At 76.0% G+C, this 20,637-nt stretch carries 19 protein-coding genes; 12 read left to right on the forward strand and 7 right to left on the reverse strand.

Annotated features, from left to right (window positions below):
• The first annotated feature begins 73 nt into the window (after positions 1 to 73).
• The 6 genes from E4A51_RS17370 (at position 74) to E4A51_RS17395 (ending at position 6,665) form a co-directional block, all read left to right on the forward strand.
• Entirely contained in the window at positions 74 to 1,669 is a 1,596-nt protein-coding gene (locus tag E4A51_RS17370) for a xylulokinase (RefSeq protein ID WP_134852497.1), read from the forward strand.
• A 102-nt stretch (positions 1,670 to 1,771) separates the two neighbouring features.
• Positions 1,772 to 2,482, forward strand: coding sequence for an L-ribulose-5-phosphate 4-epimerase (locus E4A51_RS17375; protein WP_134852498.1), 711 nt, complete (start codon positions 1,772 to 1,774; stop codon positions 2,480 to 2,482).
• Between the two features lie 25 nt (positions 2,483 to 2,507).
• Positions 2,508 to 4,016 (forward strand): L-arabinose isomerase, encoded by a 1,509-nt coding sequence (araA, locus tag E4A51_RS17380; RefSeq protein ID WP_070320309.1) that lies wholly within the window; start codon positions 2,508 to 2,510, stop codon positions 4,014 to 4,016.
• A 134-nt stretch (positions 4,017 to 4,150) separates the two neighbouring features.
• Positions 4,151 to 4,744, forward strand: coding sequence for a TetR family transcriptional regulator (locus tag E4A51_RS17385; RefSeq protein WP_134852499.1), 594 nt, complete (start codon positions 4,151 to 4,153; stop codon positions 4,742 to 4,744).
• Between the two features lie 449 nt (positions 4,745 to 5,193).
• Positions 5,194 to 5,937 carry an ABC transporter ATP-binding protein gene (locus E4A51_RS17390; RefSeq protein WP_134852500.1) on the forward strand — a complete coding sequence of 248 codons (744 nt, stop codon included), beginning with the start codon at positions 5,194 to 5,196 and terminating at the stop codon, positions 5,935 to 5,937.
• Positions 5,934 to 6,665, forward strand: a complete 732-nt coding sequence (locus tag E4A51_RS17395; RefSeq protein ID WP_134852501.1) for an ABC transporter permease — start codon at positions 5,934 to 5,936, stop codon at positions 6,663 to 6,665. Before E4A51_RS17390 ends, E4A51_RS17395 begins: the two co-directional genes overlap by 4 nt.
• Positions 6,666 to 6,759: 94 nt before the next feature.
• Here E4A51_RS17395 and E4A51_RS17400 read toward each other — a convergent pair whose 3' ends face one another.
• A complete protein-coding gene (locus E4A51_RS17400; RefSeq protein WP_134852502.1) occupies positions 6,760 to 7,650 on the reverse strand; it encodes an alpha/beta fold hydrolase in 891 nt (296 codons plus the stop codon).
• 298 nt (positions 7,651 to 7,948) lie between these two features.
• Between E4A51_RS17400 and E4A51_RS17405 the strand changes: the two genes are divergently transcribed.
• Positions 7,949 to 9,313: a hypothetical protein gene (locus E4A51_RS17405; RefSeq protein WP_134852503.1), complete on the forward strand. Its 1,365-nt coding sequence runs from the start codon at positions 7,949 to 7,951 to the stop codon at positions 9,311 to 9,313.
• 85 nt (positions 9,314 to 9,398) lie between these two features.
• Positions 9,399 to 10,973 carry a hypothetical protein gene (locus E4A51_RS17410; protein WP_134852504.1) on the forward strand — a complete coding sequence of 525 codons (1,575 nt, stop codon included), beginning with the start codon at positions 9,399 to 9,401 and terminating at the stop codon, positions 10,971 to 10,973.
• Between the two features lie 91 nt (positions 10,974 to 11,064).
• Here E4A51_RS17410 and E4A51_RS17415 read toward each other — a convergent pair whose 3' ends face one another.
• From E4A51_RS17415 to E4A51_RS17425, 3 genes are read right to left on the reverse strand one after another with little or no spacing between them, the layout of a single operon-like run.
• The gene (locus E4A51_RS17415) at positions 11,065 to 12,117 is read right to left on the reverse strand and encodes a PPK2 family polyphosphate kinase (protein ID WP_134852505.1); all 1,053 of its coding nucleotides are present in this window, start codon (positions 12,115 to 12,117) and stop codon (positions 11,065 to 11,067) included.
• 47 nt (positions 12,118 to 12,164) lie between these two features.
• On the reverse strand, positions 12,165 to 12,872 hold the full coding sequence (locus tag E4A51_RS17420; RefSeq protein WP_046529066.1) for a TrkA family potassium uptake protein: 708 nt from the start codon (positions 12,870 to 12,872) through the stop codon (positions 12,165 to 12,167).
• Complete coding sequence (locus E4A51_RS17425) at positions 12,865 to 14,238, reverse strand: TrkH family potassium uptake protein (protein WP_134852506.1); 1,374 nt, start codon at positions 14,236 to 14,238, stop codon at positions 12,865 to 12,867. The genes E4A51_RS17420 and E4A51_RS17425 overlap by 8 nt, the downstream gene beginning before the upstream one ends.
• Positions 14,239 to 14,430: 192 nt before the next feature.
• Between E4A51_RS17425 and E4A51_RS17430 the strand changes: the two genes are divergently transcribed.
• The 4 genes from E4A51_RS17430 (at position 14,431) to E4A51_RS17445 (ending at position 17,643) form a co-directional block, all read left to right on the forward strand.
• Entirely contained in the window at positions 14,431 to 15,639 is a 1,209-nt protein-coding gene (locus E4A51_RS17430; RefSeq protein ID WP_134852507.1) for an acetoin utilization protein AcuC, read from the forward strand.
• Between the two features lie 231 nt (positions 15,640 to 15,870).
• Positions 15,871 to 16,107 (forward strand): helix-turn-helix domain-containing protein, encoded by a 237-nt coding sequence (locus E4A51_RS17435; RefSeq protein ID WP_046529063.1) that lies wholly within the window; start codon positions 15,871 to 15,873, stop codon positions 16,105 to 16,107.
• 202 nt (positions 16,108 to 16,309) lie between these two features.
• Positions 16,310 to 16,408 carry a 30S ribosomal protein bS22 gene (locus E4A51_RS17440; RefSeq protein WP_003792170.1) on the forward strand — a complete coding sequence of 33 codons (99 nt, stop codon included), beginning with the start codon at positions 16,310 to 16,312 and terminating at the stop codon, positions 16,406 to 16,408.
• A gap of 218 nt (positions 16,409 to 16,626) precedes the next feature.
• Positions 16,627 to 17,643 carry a LacI family DNA-binding transcriptional regulator gene (locus E4A51_RS17445; RefSeq protein ID WP_046530731.1) on the forward strand — a complete coding sequence of 339 codons (1,017 nt, stop codon included), beginning with the start codon at positions 16,627 to 16,629 and terminating at the stop codon, positions 17,641 to 17,643.
• Between the two features lie 65 nt (positions 17,644 to 17,708).
• Here E4A51_RS17445 and E4A51_RS17450 read toward each other — a convergent pair whose 3' ends face one another.
• The 3 genes from E4A51_RS17450 to E4A51_RS17460 are packed head-to-tail and all read right to left on the reverse strand — an operon-like array spanning position 17,709 to position 20,631.
• Positions 17,709 to 18,338 (reverse strand): YesL family protein, encoded by a 630-nt coding sequence (locus E4A51_RS17450; protein WP_046529062.1) that lies wholly within the window; start codon positions 18,336 to 18,338, stop codon positions 17,709 to 17,711.
• Positions 18,339 to 18,374: 36 nt separating this feature from the next.
• Complete coding sequence (locus E4A51_RS17455; RefSeq protein ID WP_134852508.1) at positions 18,375 to 19,724, reverse strand: arabinan endo-1,5-alpha-L-arabinosidase; 1,350 nt, start codon at positions 19,722 to 19,724, stop codon at positions 18,375 to 18,377.
• A 4-nt stretch (positions 19,725 to 19,728) separates the two neighbouring features.
• Entirely contained in the window at positions 19,729 to 20,631 is a 903-nt protein-coding gene (locus tag E4A51_RS17460) for a carbohydrate ABC transporter permease (protein ID WP_082740212.1), read from the reverse strand.
• Between the last annotated feature and the right edge of the window lie 6 nt (positions 20,632 to 20,637).

Genomic DNA, 20,637 nt, shown 5'->3' on the forward strand with positions numbered 1-20,637 from the left:
GTCGGCCGAACGCACGCCGGCCGACCCGACCACGACACCCGGGCGACGACGACCGGGGAGGGAGCAGCACGCGATGGGGCAGCAGCGAACGGACGCGCGCACCGCGATCGAGCAGGGCCGCACGGCCCTCGGCATCGAGCTCGGCTCGACGCGCATCAAGGCCGTCCTGGTCGGCGAGGACCACGTGCCGCTCGCGTCCGGCGGGCACGCGTGGGAGAACCAGTACGTCGACCGCACGTGGACGTACTCGCTCGACGCCGTGTGGGAGGGCCTGCGCGCCGCGGTCGCGGAGCTGCTCGACGACGCCGAGCGGCAGCACGGCGTGCGGCCCGCGACGGTCGGCGCGATCGGGGTCTCCGCGATGATGCACGGCTACCTCGCGTTCGACGCCGCCGACGAGCTGCTCGTGCCGTTCCGCACGTGGCGCAACACGTCCACGGGCGCCGCGTCCGCCGAGCTCACCGACCTGCTGGGCTACAACATCCCGCTGCGGTGGTCGGTCGCGCACCTGCACCAGGCCGTCCTCGACGCCGAGCCGCACGTGCCCGACGTCCGCTTCGTCACGACCCTCGCGGGCTACGTGCACTGGCGCCTGACGGGCCGCAAGGTGCTCGGCGTCGGCGACGCGTCCGGCATGTTCCCGGTAGACCCAGCGACGCACGACTACGACGCCGACCTCGTCGCGCGCTTCGACGCGCACGTGGGCGACCGGCTGCCCGGCGGTCTGCGCGACCTGTTCCCGCAGGTGCTCGTCGCCGGCCAGGACGCCGGTGCGCTCACGGCCGAGGGTGCCGCGCTGCTCGACCCGACGGGCACGCTGCAGGCCGGGATCCCGCTGTGCCCGCCCGAGGGCGACGCGGGCACCGGCATGGTCGCGACCAACTCGGTCGCGCGGCGCACCGCCAACACGTCCGTCGGCACGTCGATCTTCGCGATGGTCGTGCTGGAGAAGCCGCTCGCGACCGTGCACCACGAGATCGACCTCGTGACGACTCCCGCGGGCGACCTCGTCGCGATGGTGCACTGCAACAACGGCGCGAGCGAGCTCGGCGAGTGGGCCGGCGTGTTCGGCCGGTTCGCGACCGCGCTCGGCGCGCAGGCCACGCCCGACGAGGTGTTCGGCGTGCTGCTGCGCGAGGCGCTCGAGGGCGCCGCCGACGGCGGCGGCCTGCTGTCGTACAACTACCTGTCGGGCGAGCCGATCACGGGCCTGGAGGAGGGGCGGCCGCTGATCGTCCGGACGCCCGGCAGCGACCTGTCGCTCGCGAACCTCATGCGCACGCAGGTGTACGGCGCGTTCGCCACGCTGAGCCTGGGCATGCGGATCCTCGCGGCCGAGGGCGTGGGCGTCGACGCGATGTTCGCGCACGGCGGCATGTTCCGGACCGCGGGCGTCGCGCAGCGGCTGCTCGCCGCGGCCGTCGGCGCGCCCGTGGCCGTGGGGCGGACCGCCGGCGAGGGCGGCGCGTGGGGCATCGCGGTGCTCGCCGCGTACCTCGTGCACGGCGGCGGCGTCGACCTCGGCACGTACCTCGCGCAGCGCGTGTTCGCGGACGCCGAGCTCGAGGTCGTCGAGCCCGACCCCGCCGACGTCGCGGGCTACACCACCTACCTCGACCGCTACACGGCCGGGCTCGCGATCGAGCGCGCCGCGACCGAGGCGATCTGACCGACCCGACCGAGCGGCGGCCCGTCGACGCGGGCCGCCGCACCGGCGCCGTCCGCGCCGGACCCACCCGTGCCCGCCCCGGGCACCGACGCTGGAGGCCCGATGTCTTCCCTGGACGCCTACCCGTCCGACGTCCGCGAGCAGGTCGCCGCGGCGCGCGCGAAGGTCAGCGCGCTGCACGCCGAGCTGCCCCGCTGGGGCCTGGTCGTGTGGACCGCCGGCAACGTGTCGCAGCGCGTCGTCGTCGACCCCGCCGGCCCGAGCGAGCGCGACCTGCTCGTCATCAAGCCGTCGGGCGTGACGTACGACGAGCTGACCCCCGAGTCGATGGTCGTGTGCGACCTCGACGCGAACCTCGTCGAGGGCGACCGTGCGCCGTCGTCCGACACCGCCGCGCACGCGTACGTGTACACGCACATGCCCCACGTGGGCGGCGTCGTGCACACGCACTCGACGTACGCGACGGCGTGGGCGGCGCGCGCCGAGCCCGTGCCGTGCGTGCTGACGATGATGGCCGACGAGTTCGGCGGCGACATCCCGATCGGCCCGTTCGCGCTCATCGGCGACGACTCGATCGGCCGCGGCATCGTCGAGACGCTGCGCGAGTCCCGCAGCCCCGCGGTGCTCATGCGCAACCACGGCCCGTTCACGATCGGCACGGACGCCAAGGCCGCCGTGAAGGCCGCGGTCATGGTCGAGGAGGTCGCCCGGACCGTCCACATCAGCCGGCAGCTCGGCGAGCCGCTGCCGATCGCGCAGAGCGACATCGACTCGCTGTACGCCCGTTACCAGAACGTCTACGGCCAGCACTGACCTGGCGATCGAGGGAGATGCACCGATGAGCAAGGCCTACCCGGACCAGGAGATCTGGTTCTTCACCGGCTCGCAGGACCTGTACGGCGAGGAGACGCTGCGCCAGGTCGCCGAGCAGTCGCAGGAGGTCGCGGCGGCGCTGGACGCGTCGGGCGACGTGCCCGCGAAGGTCGTCTGGAAGCCCGTCCTCAAGGACTCCGAGGCGATCCGCCGCGCGATGCTCGACGCGAACGCCGACGACAAGGTGCTCGGCGTCGTCACGTGGATGCACACGTTCAGCCCCGCGAAGATGTGGATCACGGGCCTGGACCTGCTGCGCAAGCCGCTGCTGCACCTGCACACGCAGGCGAACGTCGAGCTGCCGTGGGACACCATCGACTTCGACTTCATGAACCTCAACCAGGCCGCGCACGGCGACCGCGAGTACGCGTACATCGCGACGCGCCTGGGCCTGGCCCGCACCACGGTCTCGGGTCACGTGTCGAACCCGGCCGTGACCGCGCGCATCGGCACGTGGGTCCGCGCCGCCGCGGGCTGGCAGGCCGCGCAGGACCTGGTGCTCGTGCGGTTCGGCGACAACATGCGCAACGTCGCGGTCACCGAGGGCGACAAGACCGAGGCGGAGATCCGCCTGGGCGTGTCGGTCAACACGTGGGGCGTCAACGACCTCGTCGCCGCGGTCGAGGCCGTCGACGACGCGACGGTCGACGCGCTCGTGGCCGAGTACGAGGAGCTGTACGACGTCGTCCCCGAGCTGCGGGCCGGCGGCGAGCGCCACGAGTCGCTGCGCTACGCGGCGCGCCAGGAGGCCGCGCTCGAGGCGTTCCTCACCGAGCGTGGCGCCAAGGCGTTCACGACGAACTTCGAGGACCTGGGCGAGCTGCGCCAGCTGCCCGGCCTGGCCGTGCAGCGGCTCATGGGCAAGGGCTACGGGTTCGGCGCCGAGGGCGACTGGAAGACGGCCGTGCTGGTGCGCGTCGCCAAGGTGATGGGCGCCGGGCTGCCCGGCGGCGCGTCGCTCATGGAGGACTACACCTACGACCTGACGCCGGGCGCCGAGAAGATCCTGGGCGCGCACATGCTCGAGATCTGCCCGTCGCTCACGACGTCGAAGCCGCGCGTGGAGATCCACCCGCTGGGCATCGGCGGCAAGGAGGACCCGGTCCGCATGGTGTTCGACACCGACCCCGGTGTCGGTGTCGTCGTGTCGCTCGCCGACATGCGCGAGCGGTTCCGCCTCACGGCCAACGTCGTCGACGTCGTGCCCCCGACGGCGGACCTGCCGCACCTGCCCGTCGCGCGGGCCGTGTGGGAGCCCCGCCCGGACTTCACGACGTCCTCCGAGTGCTGGCTGACCGCGGGCGGCGCGCACCACACGGTGCTGTCGACGGCCGTGGGCATCGAGGCGTGGGAGATCTTCGCGGAGCTCGCGCGCACCGAGCTGCTCGTCATCGACGAGGCGACCACGCGTCGCGGGTTCGCCGACCAGGTCCGGTGGAACCAGGTGTACTACCGGGTGGCCCAGGGGTTCTGAGCGACGCAGGGCTCCTGAGGCGCTGACGCGCGGACGACGACGGAGGGCGGGTGCCCGGCTGCGGCCGGGTGCCCGCCCTCCGTCGTGCCCGGCCGCGTGCGCCGCCTGCGCGCGCGGCTGCCTAGGGTGGGCCCGTGGACGAGACGCGGACGCGGGCGCGCGGGCGGCGGCCCGCGGGGGAGGGCACGCGCGGCGCGATCCTCGCGGCGGCGCGCACCGAGTTCGCCGCCCGCGGGTACGCGGGCACGAGCGTGCGCGCGATCGCCCGGCGGGCGGACGTCGACCCCGGCTCGGTGCGGCACTGGTTCACGGACAAGGGCGAGCTGTTCGTCGCGAGCGTGCTGCCGCAGGGGGTGGAGCCGGCGGTCTTCGTGGAGCGGGTCGTCACGCCGGGCGTCGACGGCCTGGGGGAGCGCCTGCTGGCCGCGGCGCTGCGCGTGTGGGACCAGGACGGCGGGGCGCCGTTCCGGGCCGCGTTCAGCGGTCTGACGGCCGACGACGCGGGCCCGCGGGACGTCGCCGGCTTCCTCTCGCGCGAGGTGTTCGCGCGCGTCGCGGGCGCGCTGGACGGGCCGGACGCGGCGCTGCGCGTGTCGCTCGTCGCGTCGCAGACCGTCGGCGTGCTCGTCGCGCGGCACCTGCTGCGCGTCGAGCCGCTCGCGTCGCTGCCGGCCGCGGACGTCGTCGCGCTCGTGGGCCCGACGCTGCAGCGCTACCTCACGGACTGAGCCGGCGGACGCGCGTCGAGCCGTCCGACGACGGCGGGCCGGTACCGCGGGGAGTGCGGGGGCGCGCCGGGCGCGTGCGGGCGGGACCGAGGGCCTGCGGGGCGGGTGCGTGGGTGTGGGCCGACGGTGCGAGCGGAGCTGTGACGTGCCGGTTCACCCGGGGTTCACGTGCCGGTCGCCCGCTGTCGGCCTAGTCTCGGCCTGACGGCGCGTCGACGGAGACGTGCCCGGAAGGAGCGGCGTCGTGCGTGCGCAACCGCGGGCCCTGGTCTGGACGGTACGAGCCCTGCTGTCGGTGACGGGGTCGCTGCTGATCGTCGTCGTCGACGCCGTGCTCAGCCATCCGGTCCCCTGACGCCCCTCGCCGCCGCGTCCCCGCGCGAGCCTGGCCTCGTCCCCGGTCCCGGCGACCCTTGCGGCGGCGTGCCGCCGGGTGCACTATTCCTCACATGGGGAAAAACGAGGGTGCGGCACCCGCCGTGCGGGCGCGCGGGCTGCGCGTCGTGCGGGGCGGGCGCGTGGTCGTCGACGGCCTCGACCTGACGCTGCCCGCCGGCCAGGTCGTCGGCCTGCTCGGCCCCAGCGGCAGCGGGAAGACGACGCTCATGCGAGCCGTCGTCGGCGTCCAGACCCACGTGACCGGCGAGCTCGACGTCCTCGGGCTCCCCGCCGGCAGCCCGGACCTGCGCCGCCGACTGGGGTACATGACGCAGGCGCCGAGCGTCTACGCCGACCTCACCGTCACCGAGAACCTGCGCTACGCCGCCACGCTGCAGGGCGCGCCGCGCGGCTCCGTCGAGCGCGTGCTCGCCGAGGTCGACCTCGCCCCGCACGCCCGCGACCTCGTCGCGACGCTCTCCGGGGGTGAGCGGTCGCGCGTGTCGCTCGCGGTCGCGCTGCTCGGCTCGCCGGACCTGCTCGTGCTCGACGAGCCCACCGTGGGTCTCGACCCCGTGCTGCGGCGCTCGCTGTGGGACCTGTTCGCGCGGCTGCGGGACGACGGCTGCAGCCTGCTCGTCTCGAGCCACGTCATGGACGAGGCGGCCCGCTGCGACCGGCTCGTGCTGATGCGCGACGGCGCGGTCCTCGCCGACGGCACGCTCGCCGAGCTGCGCGCCCGTACCGGCGCCGACGACGCCGAAGGGGCGTTCCTCGCGCTCGTCGACGCGGCCGACGCGGCGGGTGCGGCGTGAGCACCGCCCGCACGCTCGCGACCGCGCGGCGCGTGCTCGCGCAGCTCCGGCACGACCGCCGCACCGTCGCGCTCGTGCTGGTCATGCCGTGCGTGCTGCTGGGGCTCGTCGCGTGGATGTTCGACGGCACCGACGTGCTCGACCGGTTCGGGCCCGTGCTCGTCGGGTTCTTCCCGCTGCTCGTGATGTTCCTGGTCACGAGCGTCGCCACGCTGCGCGAACGCACGAGCGGCACGCTCGAGCGGCTCATGACGATGCCGCTCGGGCGTGCCGACCTCGTGCTCGGCTACGCGCTCGCGTTCGCCGTGCTGGCGACCGTGCAGGCGCTCGTGGTGGTCGTGTTCGCGACGTGGGTCTGCGGCATGCACGTCGAGGGGCCCGTCGCGCTCATGGTCGCCGTGGCCGTGCTCAACGCGGTGCTGGGCTCCGCGCTCGGCCTGGCCGCCTCCGCGCTGGCCCGCACCGAGTTCCAGGCCGTGCAGCTCATGCCCGCGGTGATCCTGCCGCAGCTCGTCACGTGCGGCCTGCTCATGCCGCGCGAGGCCATGCCCGTGGTGCTCGAGCGGGTCTCGCGCGGGCTGCCGCTGACGTACGCGGTCGACGCGATGCAGCACATCGCACGCGGCGCGGCGTGGGCCGACGTGCGTGGCGCGGTGGGCGCGATGGCGCTGTTCACGGTCGGTGCGCTCGTGCTGGGCGTCGCGACGCTGCGGCGGCGCACGGACTGAGCCACCGGGGGCGCCGCCCGGCGCGCGCCCTGCCCGGCGCGGCCCCGCCGGTCCGGCCCGTCGCGTCGTGCCCGGCCCGTCCCGCGTCGCCGCGTCACCCGGCGAGCAGGGTGCGCAGCGCCGGGCCGAACCGGTCCGGCGCACCCGTCTGCCCGTACTCGCCGCCCAGGAACCCGCCGTGGTCGCCGGGCAGCACGGCGACGTCGCCGCCCAGCGCCGCCGCGACGGCGCGCGCGCCGCGCGCCGCGAGGTTCTCGCCCGACTCCTCGCCCACGGCGACGACCACGCGCGTCGGGGCCGCGCGCAGCGCGTCGACCTCGAGCTCGTACGGCGGGAGCGTGCGCATGTTCACGCCCAGCAGCGGGTCGCCACGCGACCCGTCGTCGTCCGTCGGCATGCCGAACGCGGCGGGGTCGGGCGCGGGACGGTGCGCCCAGTCCTCCGGCACCGGGCCCTGGTGCGAGACCAGCGCCACGAACGCCGCCATCGCGTGCCCCCAGCCGGCCCGCAGGTACGTCTCGTGCACCGCGCGCATCGCGGCGGTGGCGGCCGCCGCGTCCGGCAGCACCGACGGCAGCGGCGGCTCGTGCGCGACGAGCGTCGCGACGTCCGCCGGGTGCGCGGCCACCCACGCGAGCGCGTTGACCGCCCCGCCGCTCGACGCGAACACGTCGACCGGGCCCGCGTCGAGCGCCGCGACCAGCCGGTGCAGGTCGTCCGCGTGCGTCCGGGGCGTCGCGGGCTCCGCACCGGGTGCCGACGTGCTGCGCTCGACGCCGCGCGGGTCGTACGTCACGACGGTGCGGTCGGTGAACCACGAGGCCAGCGTGCCGAACCCGGTGGCGCCCATCGGCGAGCCGATGAGCAGCAGCGGCCGCGCGACCGCCGTCCCGGTGGCCTCGCGGACGTCGTACGCGAGCACGGCGCCGGGCACGTCGAGCGAGCGTGTCGTGGGGGTGGTGCCGGTGGGCTGTCCGGTGGGCATGGCGGCTCCTGCGGGTGCGGTCGGGTGCGCGTCGAGCGCGTGCGAGGAGTGGACCACGCGCGCGGCCGGGAGTCATCGGGTGGTGCGCGGCGGGCGTCGTGAGCACGCGTGCCGGGGCTCCGGCGGCGCGGGTGAAGTGTGCGCGCGTCGTCCCAGGTCGTCGGTCCGGCACCTGGACGACGGTCTAGACAGGGCTTGCCGCTCCCGTGACTGCGACCTACCGTCGTGATGACACGGCGACGGAGCCGTGCCAGGGGGTGCAGGGGACGTGCAGGTCCAGGGGCAGGGATCACGAGCCGTGACGTGGCTCTCCCGTGCGCTGCTGACCGTGCTCGGGGCCGCGCTCCTCGTGCTGACCGGCGCGGTCCTCGCGTCGGCCGACGCGCACGCCGCGGCGCCGCGGGCCGCCTCGTCCGACGCCGGGGGCCTCGGCTCCGTGCTCGGCGCGGTCGCCGACGCGGCCGACGGCGTGGTGACCCCCGTGGTCGACACCGTGGTGGCCCCGGTGACCAGCGGCGTCGTCGCCCCGGTCGTCGAGGCGGTCGCGCCCGCGCCCGCTCCGGCGGCACCGGCGCCCGCTCCCGCTCCGCCCGTGGCGCCCGCTCCCGCTCCGCCCGTGGCGCCGGTTCCGGCGCCCGCGCCGCCGCCCGCTCCGGCACCCGCCGCTCCGGCGTCGCCCGAGGCACCCGCGACCGGCCCGCTCCCGGACGCTCCGGTGAGCACCGCACCCGACGCCGCGGCGCCCGTGGCCGAGCCGGTCGCCGACGCCCTGGCGGGCGTGACGTCGGCCGTCGGCGACCTGGCCGCGCCCGTGACCGAGGGGCTCGCACCCGTGACCGAGGGGCTCGCGCCCGTGTCGGACGCGCTCGCGCCCGTGTCGGACGCGCTCGCGCCCGCGGCTGCCGTGACCGGCCCCGTGGGCGACGCGCTCGCCCCGGTGGCGGACGCGCTCACCCCGCTCGCGGACGCGCTCGCCCCGGTCGGTGACGCCCTCGCGCCCTTCGGTGCACCGCTCTCTCCGGTGGGCGACCTGCTGGCGCCCGTGGGGGACCTGCTCGTCCCCGTGACGCGCCCGCTCGCGCCTGTCCTGTCTCCGGTGCTGACGCCGCTGGCTCCGGTCCTGACGCCGCTCGCACCCGTGCTCGAGCCGCTCGCGCCCGTGCTCGGACCGGTGGTCCCGCTGCCGCCGTGGTCGCCGCCCGCGGTCGACCCGCCCGCGGTGCGACCGTCCGACCCGGACGCGCCGCCCTCGGTCGGACCGCGCGCCGCGTCGCCCGCGCCCGGCGCGGTGGTCACCGGCGCCGCTGCCGGCGACGACGCCGCGACGGCGCGCACGCCCGGTGCTCGCGTCACCGGCCCCGCCGCCCGGTCCGCCTCCGGCGCCGTGCCGCCCGTCCTCGCCGCGTCGGGGGTGGGGGCCGACGCGGCGAGGACCTCGGCTCCCGCGACGCCGACGCCCGGCACGTCCGACGCCCCGGCGGTCCCGCCCGCCGCGCCGGTCGGTGCGTCCGGTGCCGCCGCCCCGACCTCCCGCTCCACGACCGACGCGACCCTCGCGGGCGTCGTGGGCGCGGCGACCCTCCACCTGATCGCCACCCTCGTGGCCCAGCACGACGCGTGCCCCGCGGGGCTCTCGCCCGAGGTCCCGCACAGCCCGGCCTGACCGGACCGCGCCGCACCCGAGCGTGCGGCACACGCCCATCCGCGCCCCGAGCGGGCGCTCCGGTTCTCAGGCAAGGAGCACGACCATGCACACCTACGTCCGTCGAGCGCTGCACACGGCGCTCCTCGCAGGCGGCCTCGTGGCCGCCGGGGCCGTCGCGGCCCACGCCGCCCCCTCGGACGGCGCCGTCCTCGACGTCGGCATCACGCTGGGCGCCGAGTCCGTGACCGGGGAGGGCGCGCTGCTCGACGTCCCCGTGTCCGTCCCCGTCGACGTCACGGGGGTCGCCGTCGGCGCCCTCGGCGACGCCGACGTCACGCAGCCCGCCCCCGCGCCGGCGGCTCCGGCGCCCGCACCGCAGGCGCCGGCCCCGCAGGAGCCCGCCCCCGCCGCGCCCGCCGTCGTCGAGGTGCCGGTCACGGTGCCCGTCGACGTGTCGTCCGTCGCGGTGGGCGTGCTCGGTGACGGGACCGTCACCGGGACCGCGCCGCAGCCGGCCCCTGCGCCGGCCCCTGCCGAGCCGCAGCCCGCACCCGCTGCCGGGTCGGGCGACGACGCGGCGGTGCAGGCGCCCGTGACCGTGCCCGTCGACGTCTCCGGCGTCGCGGTCGCGGTCGGTGGTGACGCCACGAGCACCGGGGCGGGCACCGCGCCCGCCGGCCCTGCCGCGCAGGGGCCCGGTGCGTCGGCGGAGCCGGACGGCGGGCTCGTGTCGGCCCCGGTCACCGTGCCCGTGGACGTCTCCGGCCTCGCGGTCGGCGTCCTCGGCGACGCGGTCGTGACGGGCCCTGCGCCCGCACCGTCGCCCGCACCGGGGCCCGTCCCGGGTGGGGCCTCGGGTGAGGGCTCGGACGGTGCGCTCGTGAGCGTGCCGGTGACGGCGCCCGTGCGGGTCGACGGCGTGGCCGTCGGTGCGCTCGGCGACGCCGAGGTCACCGGTGCCGGCGCGCCGGGCTCGTCGGCGCCGGGCTCGCCCGCGCCGGGCGTCGCGTCCGACGACGACGCCGCTGTGGCCGCGCCCGTCGTGGCCCCCGTCACCGTCGACGGCGTCGCGCTGGGCGTGCTGGGTGACGGCACCGTGACCCAGGTGGTCACGCCCGGTGCCGGCTCCGTGGAGCCCGGGGCCCCGGCGCCGGGATCGGGCGGCGGTCTCGTCACGCTGCCCGTGACCGTGCCCGTCGACGTCTCGGGCGTCGCGCTCGGCGTCCTCGGGGACGCGACCGTGACCCGGGCCGTGCCGGGTGCGGTGGACCCCACGGACCCGACGGACCCGACGGACCCGACGGACCCGACCGGTCCGAGCGGCCCCACGGACCCGACCGGTCCGACTGGTCCGACCGGTCCTCAGGGCCCGCAGGGACCCGGCGGCCCGGCGGCTGACGGCACCGGCACGACGACCCTCGTCGGCCGGACCCTCACGCTCCCGGCCGCGTCGACCGCCCGGGCGTTCCCGGCCGTCGCCGCGCCGGCGGAGCGCGCGTCGCTCGCGCGCACGGGGGCCGAGCTGTGGCTCGCCCCGCTCGCGCTGCTCCTGCTGACGGCGGGCGTCGCGCTGCGGCGCCACGCCGCCCGGGCGCGCGCGCACCACGTGGTTCGCGCCGTGCGGTGCAGCACCGTCCTCGCGGTGCCGCACCAGCGGGGGGCGACCGACGCGTCGTGAGCGGGCCGGTCGGCGGGGCGGGCGACCACCCCGCCGGCCGGTGCCCGGGTCGTGCGTCGCCGTCCGCCGGGCGGCGACGCACGACCGCGCGTCAGCGCGTGGCCTCGAGCCGCGCGCGCTCGGCCGCGACGTCGTAGGTGGCCGCCGGCCAGCCCAGGTCGAGGTCGGACAGGGCGCGGTGCAGCAGGGCGCTCACGGCCAGGCGGGCGTACCACTTGCGGTCGGCGGGCACGACGTACCAGGGCGCGACGTCCGTGCTCGTGCGGTCGAGCACGTCCTGGTACGCCGCCTCGTACGCGGGCCGGCGCAGGCGCGCGTCGACGTCCGACGGGTCGTACTTCCAGTGCTTCTCGGGGCGCTCCAGCCGCTCGTGCAGGCGCGCGTACTGCTCGTCGGGCGACACCCACAGCAGGACCTTGACGATCGTGGTGCCCGCCGCGGCGACGCGTTCCTCGAACCGGTTGATCTCGTCGTAGCGGGCCCGCCACACGTCGGGCGGCACGAGCTCGTCGACGCGCGCGACCAGCACGTCCTCGTAGTGCGAGCGGTCGAAGACGCCGATGCGGCCCGGGGGCGGCAGCGCGCGTCGCACGCGCCACAGGTAGTGGTGGCGGCGCTCCTCGGGCGTCGGCACGCCGAAGGACCGCAGCGCGACGCCCTGCGGGTCGACGAGGCCGAGCACGTGCCGCACGATGCCGCCCTTGCCGGCGGTGTCGAGGCCCTGCAGGACCAGCAGCACGGACCGGTCGCCGCCGGTGCGTCCGTGCGCGTACAGGCGTTCCTGCAGGTCGGACAGGTCCCGCCCGATCGCCGCGAGCGCGCGCTCGCCGGCGCTGCGCGAGCCGTCGAACCCGGGCGTGGCCCGTGCGTCGACGTCGGCCACGCGCGTCCCGGGCCGGACGCGCAGCAGCTCGACCGCGGCGTCGCGGCGCGTGGTCAGGTCGTCGGCCGCCGCGGTCGGGACGGACGCCGGGTCGGGGGCGTGCTTCTTCCCCGCCGTCGTCTCCGACGTCGTCGTGCCCGCCTTCGTGCCGGACGCCTTGCTCGCCTTCTTGCTCGCCTTCTCGCGCGTCGTCGTGCTCGACTTCTTGCCCGACGTCTTGCCCGACGTCTTGCCCGACTTCCTGCCCGGCGCCTTCGCCATGCGCGTGCCCCTCCCTGCTGGTGCGGTCGCCGGGTCGACGCCGTCGCTCAGGGCCGCGCGGCGAACCGCTCGAGCAGGTCCGCGTGGCCGCCGACGATCACCAGGTCGTTGGCCGAGATGCGGGTCTCGGGCGTCGCGTACTGGAAGTCGATCCCGGGGGACTTCACGCCGATGATGGTCACGCCGTAGCGCTCGCGCACCTTGGACTGCGCGAGCGTGAAGCCCTGCGTCTCCTTCGGCGGGCGCATCTTCACGACGGTGAAGCCGTCCTCGACCTCGATGTAGTCGAGCATCTTGCCGCTGACCAGGTGCGCGACGCGCGAGCCGGCGTCGGCCTCGGGCAGCACGACGTGGTGCGCGCCGATGCGCTGCAGGATGCGCGCGTGCTCGCCCGAGATCGCCTTGGCCCAGATCTGCGGCACGCCGATGTCGACGAGGTTGCCCGTGATGAGCACCGACGCCTCGAGGTACGACCCGACACCGACGACGGCCACGGGGAACTCGCGTGCGCCGAGCTGCTCGAGCGCGTCGGGGTTGACCGCGTCGGCCTCGACGAGCGGGATGCGGCCCGACCACTGCGCCACCAGGTCGGGGTTGCGCTCGACCGCGAGCACGTCCTGGCCGAGCCGGTCGAGGGTCGCGGCGATCGCCGACCCGAACCGCCCGAGGCCGATGACGAGGACGCCGGAGTCCTTCTTGGGGGTGCGCGGTGCCGTGCGGGGCTCGCCGCCGCCCGCGCGCAGGCTGTCAGCCAATGATGGGTCTCTCCTCCGGGTAGCGGATGACACGACGACGGTTGCGCAGCGCGAGCGCCGCCGCAAGCGTCATGGTGCCGGTCCGGCCGATGAACATGAGCACGACGAGCACGTACTTGGCGGGCGTGGGCAGGTCGGGCGTGATGCCCGTCGACAGGCCCGCGGTCGCGAACGCCGAGATCACCTCGAACAGCACGCGGTCCAGCGTCAGGCCCGTCATCGCCAGCAGCAGCAACGACGACACGAGCACGATCGTCGCCGAGACGAACCCGACGGCGATCGCGACCTGCAGCGACTCGCGGGGGATCCGCCGGCCGAACGCCTCGACGTCGCGGTCGCCGCGCCCCTCGGCGACGATCGCGAGCAGCATGACCGCGAGCGTCGTGACCTTGATGCCGCCCGCGGTGGACGCGGACCCGCCGCCGACGAACATCAGCGCGTCGAGCAGCAGCCAGGTGCCCTCGTGCATCTGCCCGACGTCGACGGTCGAGAACCCGCCCGAGCGCGGCATGACGCCCGCGAACAGCGACGCGAGCGCCGTGCCGCCGGGGTCGAGCGGCCGGAACGTGCCGGGGTTGGTCCACTCGAAGGCGGCGACGACGACCGAGCCGAACAGGACGAGCCCGATGCTCGTGGTGATGGTGAGCTTGGAGTGCAGGCTCCAGCGGCGCGGCTCGCGCAGGTGGTTGGCGACGTTGAGGATCACGGGGAAGCCGAGCGAGCCGATGAACACGCCGACGATGATCGGCAGGAGCATCCACCAGTCCGACACGAACGGCGCGAGCCCCTCGGGCGTCGGCACGAAGCCCGCGTTGTTGAACGCCGACACGGCGTAGAACAGCGCGTGCCAGGCGGCCTCGCCGACGGCCTCGTTGTGGACGACGAGCCGCGGGAACAGCACGAGCGCGATCGCGATCTCGAGCACGGTGGACGTGACGATGACGGTCCGCACGAGCGACCCGACCTCGCCGAGCCGCGTCACCTTGGTCTCCGACGACACGAGGAGGCGCTGCGTGAGCCCGATGCGCCGCGACACGGCCATGCCGAGCAGCGACGCGAGCGTCATGACCCCGAGCCCGCCGATCTTGATGGCGACGAGGATGACGACCAGGCCCCACGTGGACCAGTACGCGCCCGTGGGCACGACGACCAGCCCGGTGACGGTGGTTGCGGACGTCGCCGTGAACAGCGCGTCGATGAGGGGCGCACGGCCGCCGTGCGCGGTGGCCCAGGGCGCCGAGAGCAGCACGGTGATGATCGCGATGACGAGCGCGAACACGCCGAGCGCGAGGCGGGCGGGGGACTGCCGGGCGGACCGGTCGACGTACTCGCGCGCGCGCCAGAGCAGGCCGGGCCCCGCCGCCATCCCGCCTCCCGCTGTGCCTCGCGCGTGTGACTCACGTGCCCTCAGGCACACTCTGGCACGTGCCGGGGGCGCGCACGCACCGACGGCACGTGACGCGCGACGCCGGGGACGGGCGTGCCTCGTCCGTCCGGACGGGTGGCGGCACGGCCCGTCGGGTCGACACCCGCCCGGCGGCGGTGGGAGCGTGGGCGCATGACGGCCCCGGACGCGACGCGCGCCGCGTCCTCGACCCTGCGCGTCGTGTGGGCGACCGAGCTCCTCGCGTACGACTTCGGGTTCGGGCACCCCATGACCTCGGACCGCATCGACCTGACCGTCGCGCTCGCGGCCCAGCTCGGGCTGCTCGACGCGCCCGGGGTCGAGGTGGTCGGCGCGGAGCCCGCGTCGGACGCGCTGCTGGCGACCGTGCACGACCCGGCCTACGTGGCGGCCGTGCACGCGGCGGCCGAGCGCGGCGTGCCGGACCTGGTGCGCGGGCTGGGCACGCGCGACGACCCGGTGTTCCCGCAGATGCACGACGCAGCGGCGCGGGTCGTGCAGGGCACGGTCGACGCGGCGCTCGCGGTGTGGCGCGGCGAGGCGGACCACGCGGTGAACGTCGGCGGCGGGCTGCACCACGCGATGCCCGGCGCCGCGTCGGGGTTCTGCGTCTACAACGACGCGGCGGTCGCGATCCGGGCGCTGCTGGCGACCGGTGCGCAGCGCGTCGCGTACGTCGACGTGGACGCGCACCACGGCGACGGCGTGCAGGCGGTGTTCTGGGACGACCCGCGCGTGCTGACGGTGTCGGTGCACGAGACGGGCTTCGCGCTGTTCCCGGGCACGGGGTACCCGGGCGAGACCGGCGGCCCGGGCGCGGAGGGCACGGCCGTGAACGTCGCTCTGCCGTCGCACACCGACGACGCGGGCTGGTTGCGGGCGGTCGACGCGGTGGTGCCCGCGGTGGTGCGCGAGTTCGCGCCGGACGTGCTGGTGACGCAGCACGGCTGCGACACGCACCGCATGGACCCGCTCGCGACGCTGCGGGTGTCGGTCGACGCGCAGCGCGCGGCGGCGGTGCTGCTGCACGACCTCGCGCACGACGTGAGCGACGGCCGGTGGGTCGCGCTGGGCGGCGGCGGGTACGCGATCCTCGACGTCGTGCCGCGCACGTGGACGCACCTGCTGGGCGTCGCCGCGCACCGGCCCGTCGACCCGGCGACGCGCGTGCCGCAGGTCTGGCTGGACGTGGTGCGGCAGCGCTACGGCCGCGACGCGGTGCCGGTGATGACGGACCACGCGAGCGCGTCGTTCCGTCCGTGGTCGGCGGGGTACGACCCGGCGGACGACGTGGACCGCGCGGTGCGCGCGACGCGCACGGCCGTGTTCCCGTCGCTGGGGCTGGACCCCGAGCTCGACTGAGCGGGCACCCGTGGGGGGCGCGCGGGGCGAGCCGGCGGCCGGTCCGACGGTGGCGTGCCGGTCCGTGGCGCGGGCGGGTCGCGTCGGCGGCTGGGCCGCTCGGGTGCCGTCGTGCGCCGTGCGGGTGTCCCGGCTTCCCCATGCGTCACACGCGCCACTATCGTTGAGGCGGCACCCGGTTCTCGGGTGCGCGACGCCGGCGCAGGGCCCGGCCACCAGGAGGGCCGGGACATGAGCGACGCGCAGGGCGGGCCGCAGGGACGCGTGCGGTTCCTCACCGTCGTCGAGGTCGCGGACCTCATGCGGGTCTCCCGCATGACGGTGTACCGCCTGGTGCACGCGGGCGAGCTGCCCGCGGTGCGCGTGGGTCGGTCGTTCCGGGTCCCGCAGGACGCGCTCGACGCCTACCTGCGCTCGTCGGCGACGGTCGAGACGCACGCCGTCGACGAGGAGCGTCGCTCGTCCTGACCCCGCGGGCGGGCACCCGAGCCGCCTCGGGCCGGGGCGCACGTCGTGCGGACGGCGACCGCCGTTCGCGGACGCGGGGCCCGATCGCGTAAGGTGGGGCCCCGGACTTCTGCGTGCGTGGGCGATCAGCAACGCGCACCGCGTCGATCGACCACCACTCACGGCTCCCGGGGCCGTGACCGGACACGAGTGAGGACCGCACATGGGCTCCGTCATCAAGAAGCGTCGCAAGCGCATGGCGAAGAAGAAGCACCGCAAGCTGCTGCGCAAGACGCGTCACCAGCGTCGCAACAAGAAGTGAGCCGCGCGCCGCTCCGGCGGCGCGCAGTGCACCCCGGGCCCGGTCGGACGACCGGGCCCGACGTGTGTCCGAGCACGGAAGGCTTCCCCGCGATCTCTACAACGATGTAGGCTGACGGTCGTCTGCCACGCTGTGCGCGGGCCGGCAGCCCGACGCACGACGAGGTCGCGACGAGGACGAGGACGCACGTGAACGGACGACGCAGCGGTGCTGTGACGATGCACGAGGTGGCCGCACGGGCCGGTGTGTCCATCAAGACCGTCTCCAACGTCGTCAACGGCTACCCGTACATCCGCGACTCGACGCGCGAGAAGGTCGAGCAGGCCATCGCCGACCTCGGCTACCAGGTCAACGTCACGGCCCGGAACCTGCGGCGCGGGCGCACGGGTCTCGTCGGGCTCGCGGTCCCCGAGCTGTCGCTGCCGTACTTCGCCGAGCTCGCCGACTCCGTCATCCGCGCCGCCGAGGCGCGCGGCCTCACCGTGCTCATCGAGCAGACCGGCGCGGTGCGCGAGCGCGAGATCGAGGTGCTGCGCGGCGCGCGCCGCCAGTTCACCGACGGCCTCATCTACTCGCCGCTGGGCCTGGGGCCCGACGACGTGCACGAGCTCGACGGCGTCGACTACCCGCTGGTGCTGCTCGGCGAGCGGATCTTCGGCGGCCCCGCCGACCACGTCACCATGAGCAACGTCGAGGCCGCCAAGGCCGCGACGCAGCACCTGATCGACCAGGGCCGGCGCCGCATCGCGGTCGTCGGCGCGCACGCGGGGGAGACCGTCGGGTCGGCCGCGCTGCGCGTGCAGGGCTACGCGGCCGCGCTCGAGGAGAACGGCCTGCCGTTCGACCCGGCGCTGGTCGGCGAGGCGGGCCTCTGGCACCGCGCGACGGGCGCCGAGACCATGGCGCGCCTGCTCGACGCCGACCTCGGCATCGACGCGGTCTTCGGGCTCAACGACGCGCTCGCGCTCGGTGCGCTGCACACGCTGCACCTGCGGCGCGTCGACGTGCCGGGGCAGGTCGCCGTCATCGGCTTCGACGACATCGAGGAGACCGCGTACTCCTCGCCCACGCTGTCGACCGTGCACCCGGGGCGCGAGGAGATCGCGACCACCGCCGTGGACCTGCTGCTCGCGCGCATCGAGGCGCCCGACGCCGACCGTCCCTACCAGCAGGTCGTCGCGGACTTCTCCGTCGTCGCGCGCGCGTCGACGCTCGGCGAGCACGCCGCCGGCTGACGCCCTCGCTGCCGTCCGTCGGCTCGCGGACCGGCGCGCCCCTCCGGGCGTCGTCGGGTGTCGCCTCAGGTTGCCGCGGCCACGCGCGCGTCGAGCCGGTCCAGCCGCACGTCGACGAGCCAGCCGGTGGCCAGCAGCGGCACCGCGAGGCCGCCGAGCACCGCGACCGGGGGAGCGACCCAGCACGTCGCGGCCCACACGACGGCCGCCAGCAGCACGGCGAGCGCCGTTCCGGGTCCGAGCGCCGGCGCGAGCGCGAGGAACCGCCACGCGGCGGGCGCGGGGTCGCAGTACCGCCGCAGCACCGCCGGCAGGTACGCGAGGACGACGAGCGTCCACGCGCCGACGATCCCGAGGCCCAGCCCGAGCGCGGCGCGCACCGGCCCGTCCGCGGCCGTCACGACCCACGCGTCGACCGCGAGCAGCGCGCCGACGGCCGCCAGCGGCGCCGCGACCACGTTCGCGCGCCGCCACCCGGCGCGCCACGCACGCCAGAACTCCGCCCACACGTGCGGCGACGGGTCGCCCGCGGGCAGCCGCGCCAGCACGCGGCCGCCCGCGTCGAGCGCGGGCGCGAGCCCCAGCACCACACCGCCCGCGAGCGTGCCGAGCACGAGCAGCGCCTGCACGGCCAGCACGTGCGCGACCCACCGCAGGGCCGTCATGACCCCGGCGGCCCACCCGTGCGCGTCCACGCCCCGATCCTCCCAGCCCGCTCGTCCCGGTCCGGCCTACGCGGGGCGCGTCGCGGCGGTCACGCGGCCGCGGTCGTCGAGGGCCACGACGACCGTCGCGGCGACGTCGCGCACGGCGTCCCAGCCCGGGAACGCCACGAGCGACACCGCGGCGCCGTCGGACCGGCGGGCCGTGAAGCGGCCCGCGCCGAGCGCGCGCACGTCCGTCAGGTCCAGCGCCGCGGTCCGCGTGCGCTGCACCACGGCCGGGTCGGCGCCGACGTCGAGCACCTCCCACGCGCCGTCGAGCACGGTCGGGTCGGCGGGCCAGGTCGACTCGTCGTCGACCTCGCGTCCCGGGCCCGCCCACGGCTGCGGCGACACCAGCGGCCAGCCGTCGTGCGTCCACACCAGGCGGCGCACCTGCACGCGGTGCCGCGTCGGGGCGTCCTCGTCGCGCACGTGGTGCACGAACGTCTGCCGGCCGGGGCGCCGCGGCGACGCGGGCTCGGTGAGCACCGCACCGTGCCCCGGTGCGCGCAGCCCCGGCCCGCCGTCGAGGCGGTGGCCCGCGAGCACCACGGTGCCGGAGTCGGCGGCGGGTGCGCGCAGGTCGCGGCCGAGGCGGTCGCGGTAGGGGCCCGTGACGTGCTCGGCGACGGCCGCGCGCACGTGGTACGTCGAGAACAGCGAGTCCCAGGACGCGAGCATCGCCCACCCGCCGCCGGGCCGGGGGAGCAGGTAGGCGCCCTCGACCGCGCCCTCGACCTCGGGGGCGCGCCGGGCCAGCAGCACGCCGGGCGCGGCGGCCGCACCGTCCCGGCCGGCGTCGAGCGCGAGCCCCGTGGCGGGGTCGAGCTCGACCGCGTGGACGCCCCCGAAGAACGAGCCGTACGCGAGCCAGTGCCGCTCGCGGCCGTCGCTCGTGTCGACCGCGTACGCGGCGTCGATCGCGTTGGGCGGGCCGTCGCCGTGCGGCGTGCCCGTCGCGTCCGCGGGCACCGCGGGGCTCGTCACCACGAGTCCGCGCTCGTGCCACGGCCCCGCGGGGTGGTCGGCGACCGCCAGACCGATCGCCGAGCGGCGCGAGCCGAACGACGACGCGGACCAGTACATGCGCCACTGCCCGCCCACGCGCACCACCTCGGGCGCCCACAGGCCGGCGGCACCCACGTCGACCGCGGCGCGCGGCACGCCGGGCAGCGCCCACCCGTGGAAGGTCCACGTCACGAGGTCGTCGGAGCGGCGCACCTGCACGCCGCCGCGCACCGGCCCGTCGGAGCACGCGTCCGTGGAGAACAGCCAGTAGGTGCCGTCGTCGTCGCGCACCGCGGTCGGGTCGTGGGCGTGCTCCGCCCCCCAGCCGGTGGTGTCCAGGACGTCCGCGGCCGGGTCGAGGGTCGTCACGGCGCTACCCCTTCGTGCCGGTGAGCGCGACGGACTCGATGATCTGCCGCTGGAAGACGAGGAACACCACGAGGATCGGCAGCAGCGCGACGAACGACGCCGCCATGATCAGCGGGTAGTCGCGCTGCGTGGCGTACTCGACGTTGAGGTTCGCGATGACGACCTGCAGCGTCTGCTTGCCCGGCGAGTTCAGGTAGAGGATCGGCGCGAGGTAGTCGTTCCAGATCGTCATGAACCACAGGATGAACTGCGCCGCGATGGCGGGCCGGATCATCGGCACGATCATGCGGCCGAAGATCGTCAGGTACGACGCGCCGTCGATCTTCGCGGCCTCGATGAGCGAGTCCGGGACGGTCTCGAGGTACTGCCGGATGAAGAAGATCATGATGATGTTGCCGAACAGCAGCGGCACGATCAGCGGCAGCAGGGTGTCGACCCAGTGCAGCCGCGAGAACATCACGAACTGCGGGATCATGATCGTCGGGTAGGGGACCATGAGGCCCGTCAGCAGGCCGAGGAAGATCGCGTTCTTGCCGGGCAGCCGCAGCTTCGCGAGCGCGAACGCCGCGATCGCGGACGTCGCCGAGCCGACGATCGTCACGGTCGACGCGACGATGAACGAGTTGCGGAAGCCCGACAGGATCGGTGCCTCGTTCCACATGCGCACGAACGTGTCCCACTGCGGCTGGGCGGGCCACAGCACGGGCGGCAGCGCGAACACCTCGGCCTTGGTCTTGATCGCGGTCGTGAACATCCACACGAGCGGTGCGACCATCGCGATCGCGAAGACCGCGAGCACGACGAAGAGGATCACGTTGACGGCGCGCGACTCGCGCCGTGCGCCGCGCGCGGGGGCGGCGGTCCGCGCGGGCCGGCCGGCGCGCGGGAGGGCGGGGATGGTGGTCATGGCTGC

It is taken from the genome of Cellulomonas sp. HD19AZ1, assembly GCF_004535805.1.
GTDB lineage: Bacteria > Actinomycetota > Actinomycetes > Actinomycetales > Cellulomonadaceae > Cellulomonas > Cellulomonas iranensis.

Coding starts and splice junctions, on each gene's coding strand:
- E4A51_RS17370 (WP_134852497.1), top strand. CDS start 74: ATGGGGCAGCAGCGAACGGACGCGCGCACCGCGATCGAGCAGGGCCGC.
- E4A51_RS17375 (WP_134852498.1), top strand. CDS start 1,772: ATGTCTTCCCTGGACGCCTACCCGTCCGACGTCCGCGAGCAGGTCGCC.
- araA (WP_070320309.1), top strand. CDS start 2,508: ATGAGCAAGGCCTACCCGGACCAGGAGATCTGGTTCTTCACCGGCTCG.
- E4A51_RS17390 (WP_134852500.1), top strand. CDS start 5,194: ATGGGGAAAAACGAGGGTGCGGCACCCGCCGTGCGGGCGCGCGGGCTG.
- E4A51_RS17400 (WP_134852502.1), bottom strand. CDS start 7,650: ATGCCCACCGGACAGCCCACCGGCACCACCCCCACGACACGCTCGCTC.
- E4A51_RS17410 (WP_134852504.1), top strand. CDS start 9,399: ATGCACACCTACGTCCGTCGAGCGCTGCACACGGCGCTCCTCGCAGGC.
- E4A51_RS17415 (WP_134852505.1), bottom strand. CDS start 12,117: ATGGCGAAGGCGCCGGGCAGGAAGTCGGGCAAGACGTCGGGCAAGACG.
- E4A51_RS17425 (WP_134852506.1), bottom strand. CDS start 14,238: ATGGCGGCGGGGCCCGGCCTGCTCTGGCGCGCGCGCGAGTACGTCGAC.
- E4A51_RS17430 (WP_134852507.1), top strand. CDS start 14,431: ATGACGGCCCCGGACGCGACGCGCGCCGCGTCCTCGACCCTGCGCGTC.
- E4A51_RS17435 (WP_046529063.1), top strand. CDS start 15,871: ATGAGCGACGCGCAGGGCGGGCCGCAGGGACGCGTGCGGTTCCTCACC.
- E4A51_RS17440 (WP_003792170.1), top strand. CDS start 16,310: ATGGGCTCCGTCATCAAGAAGCGTCGCAAGCGCATGGCGAAGAAGAAG.
- E4A51_RS17445 (WP_046530731.1), top strand. CDS start 16,627: ATGCACGAGGTGGCCGCACGGGCCGGTGTGTCCATCAAGACCGTCTCC.
- E4A51_RS17460 (WP_082740212.1), bottom strand. CDS start 20,631: ATGACCACCATCCCCGCCCTCCCGCGCGCCGGCCGGCCCGCGCGGACC.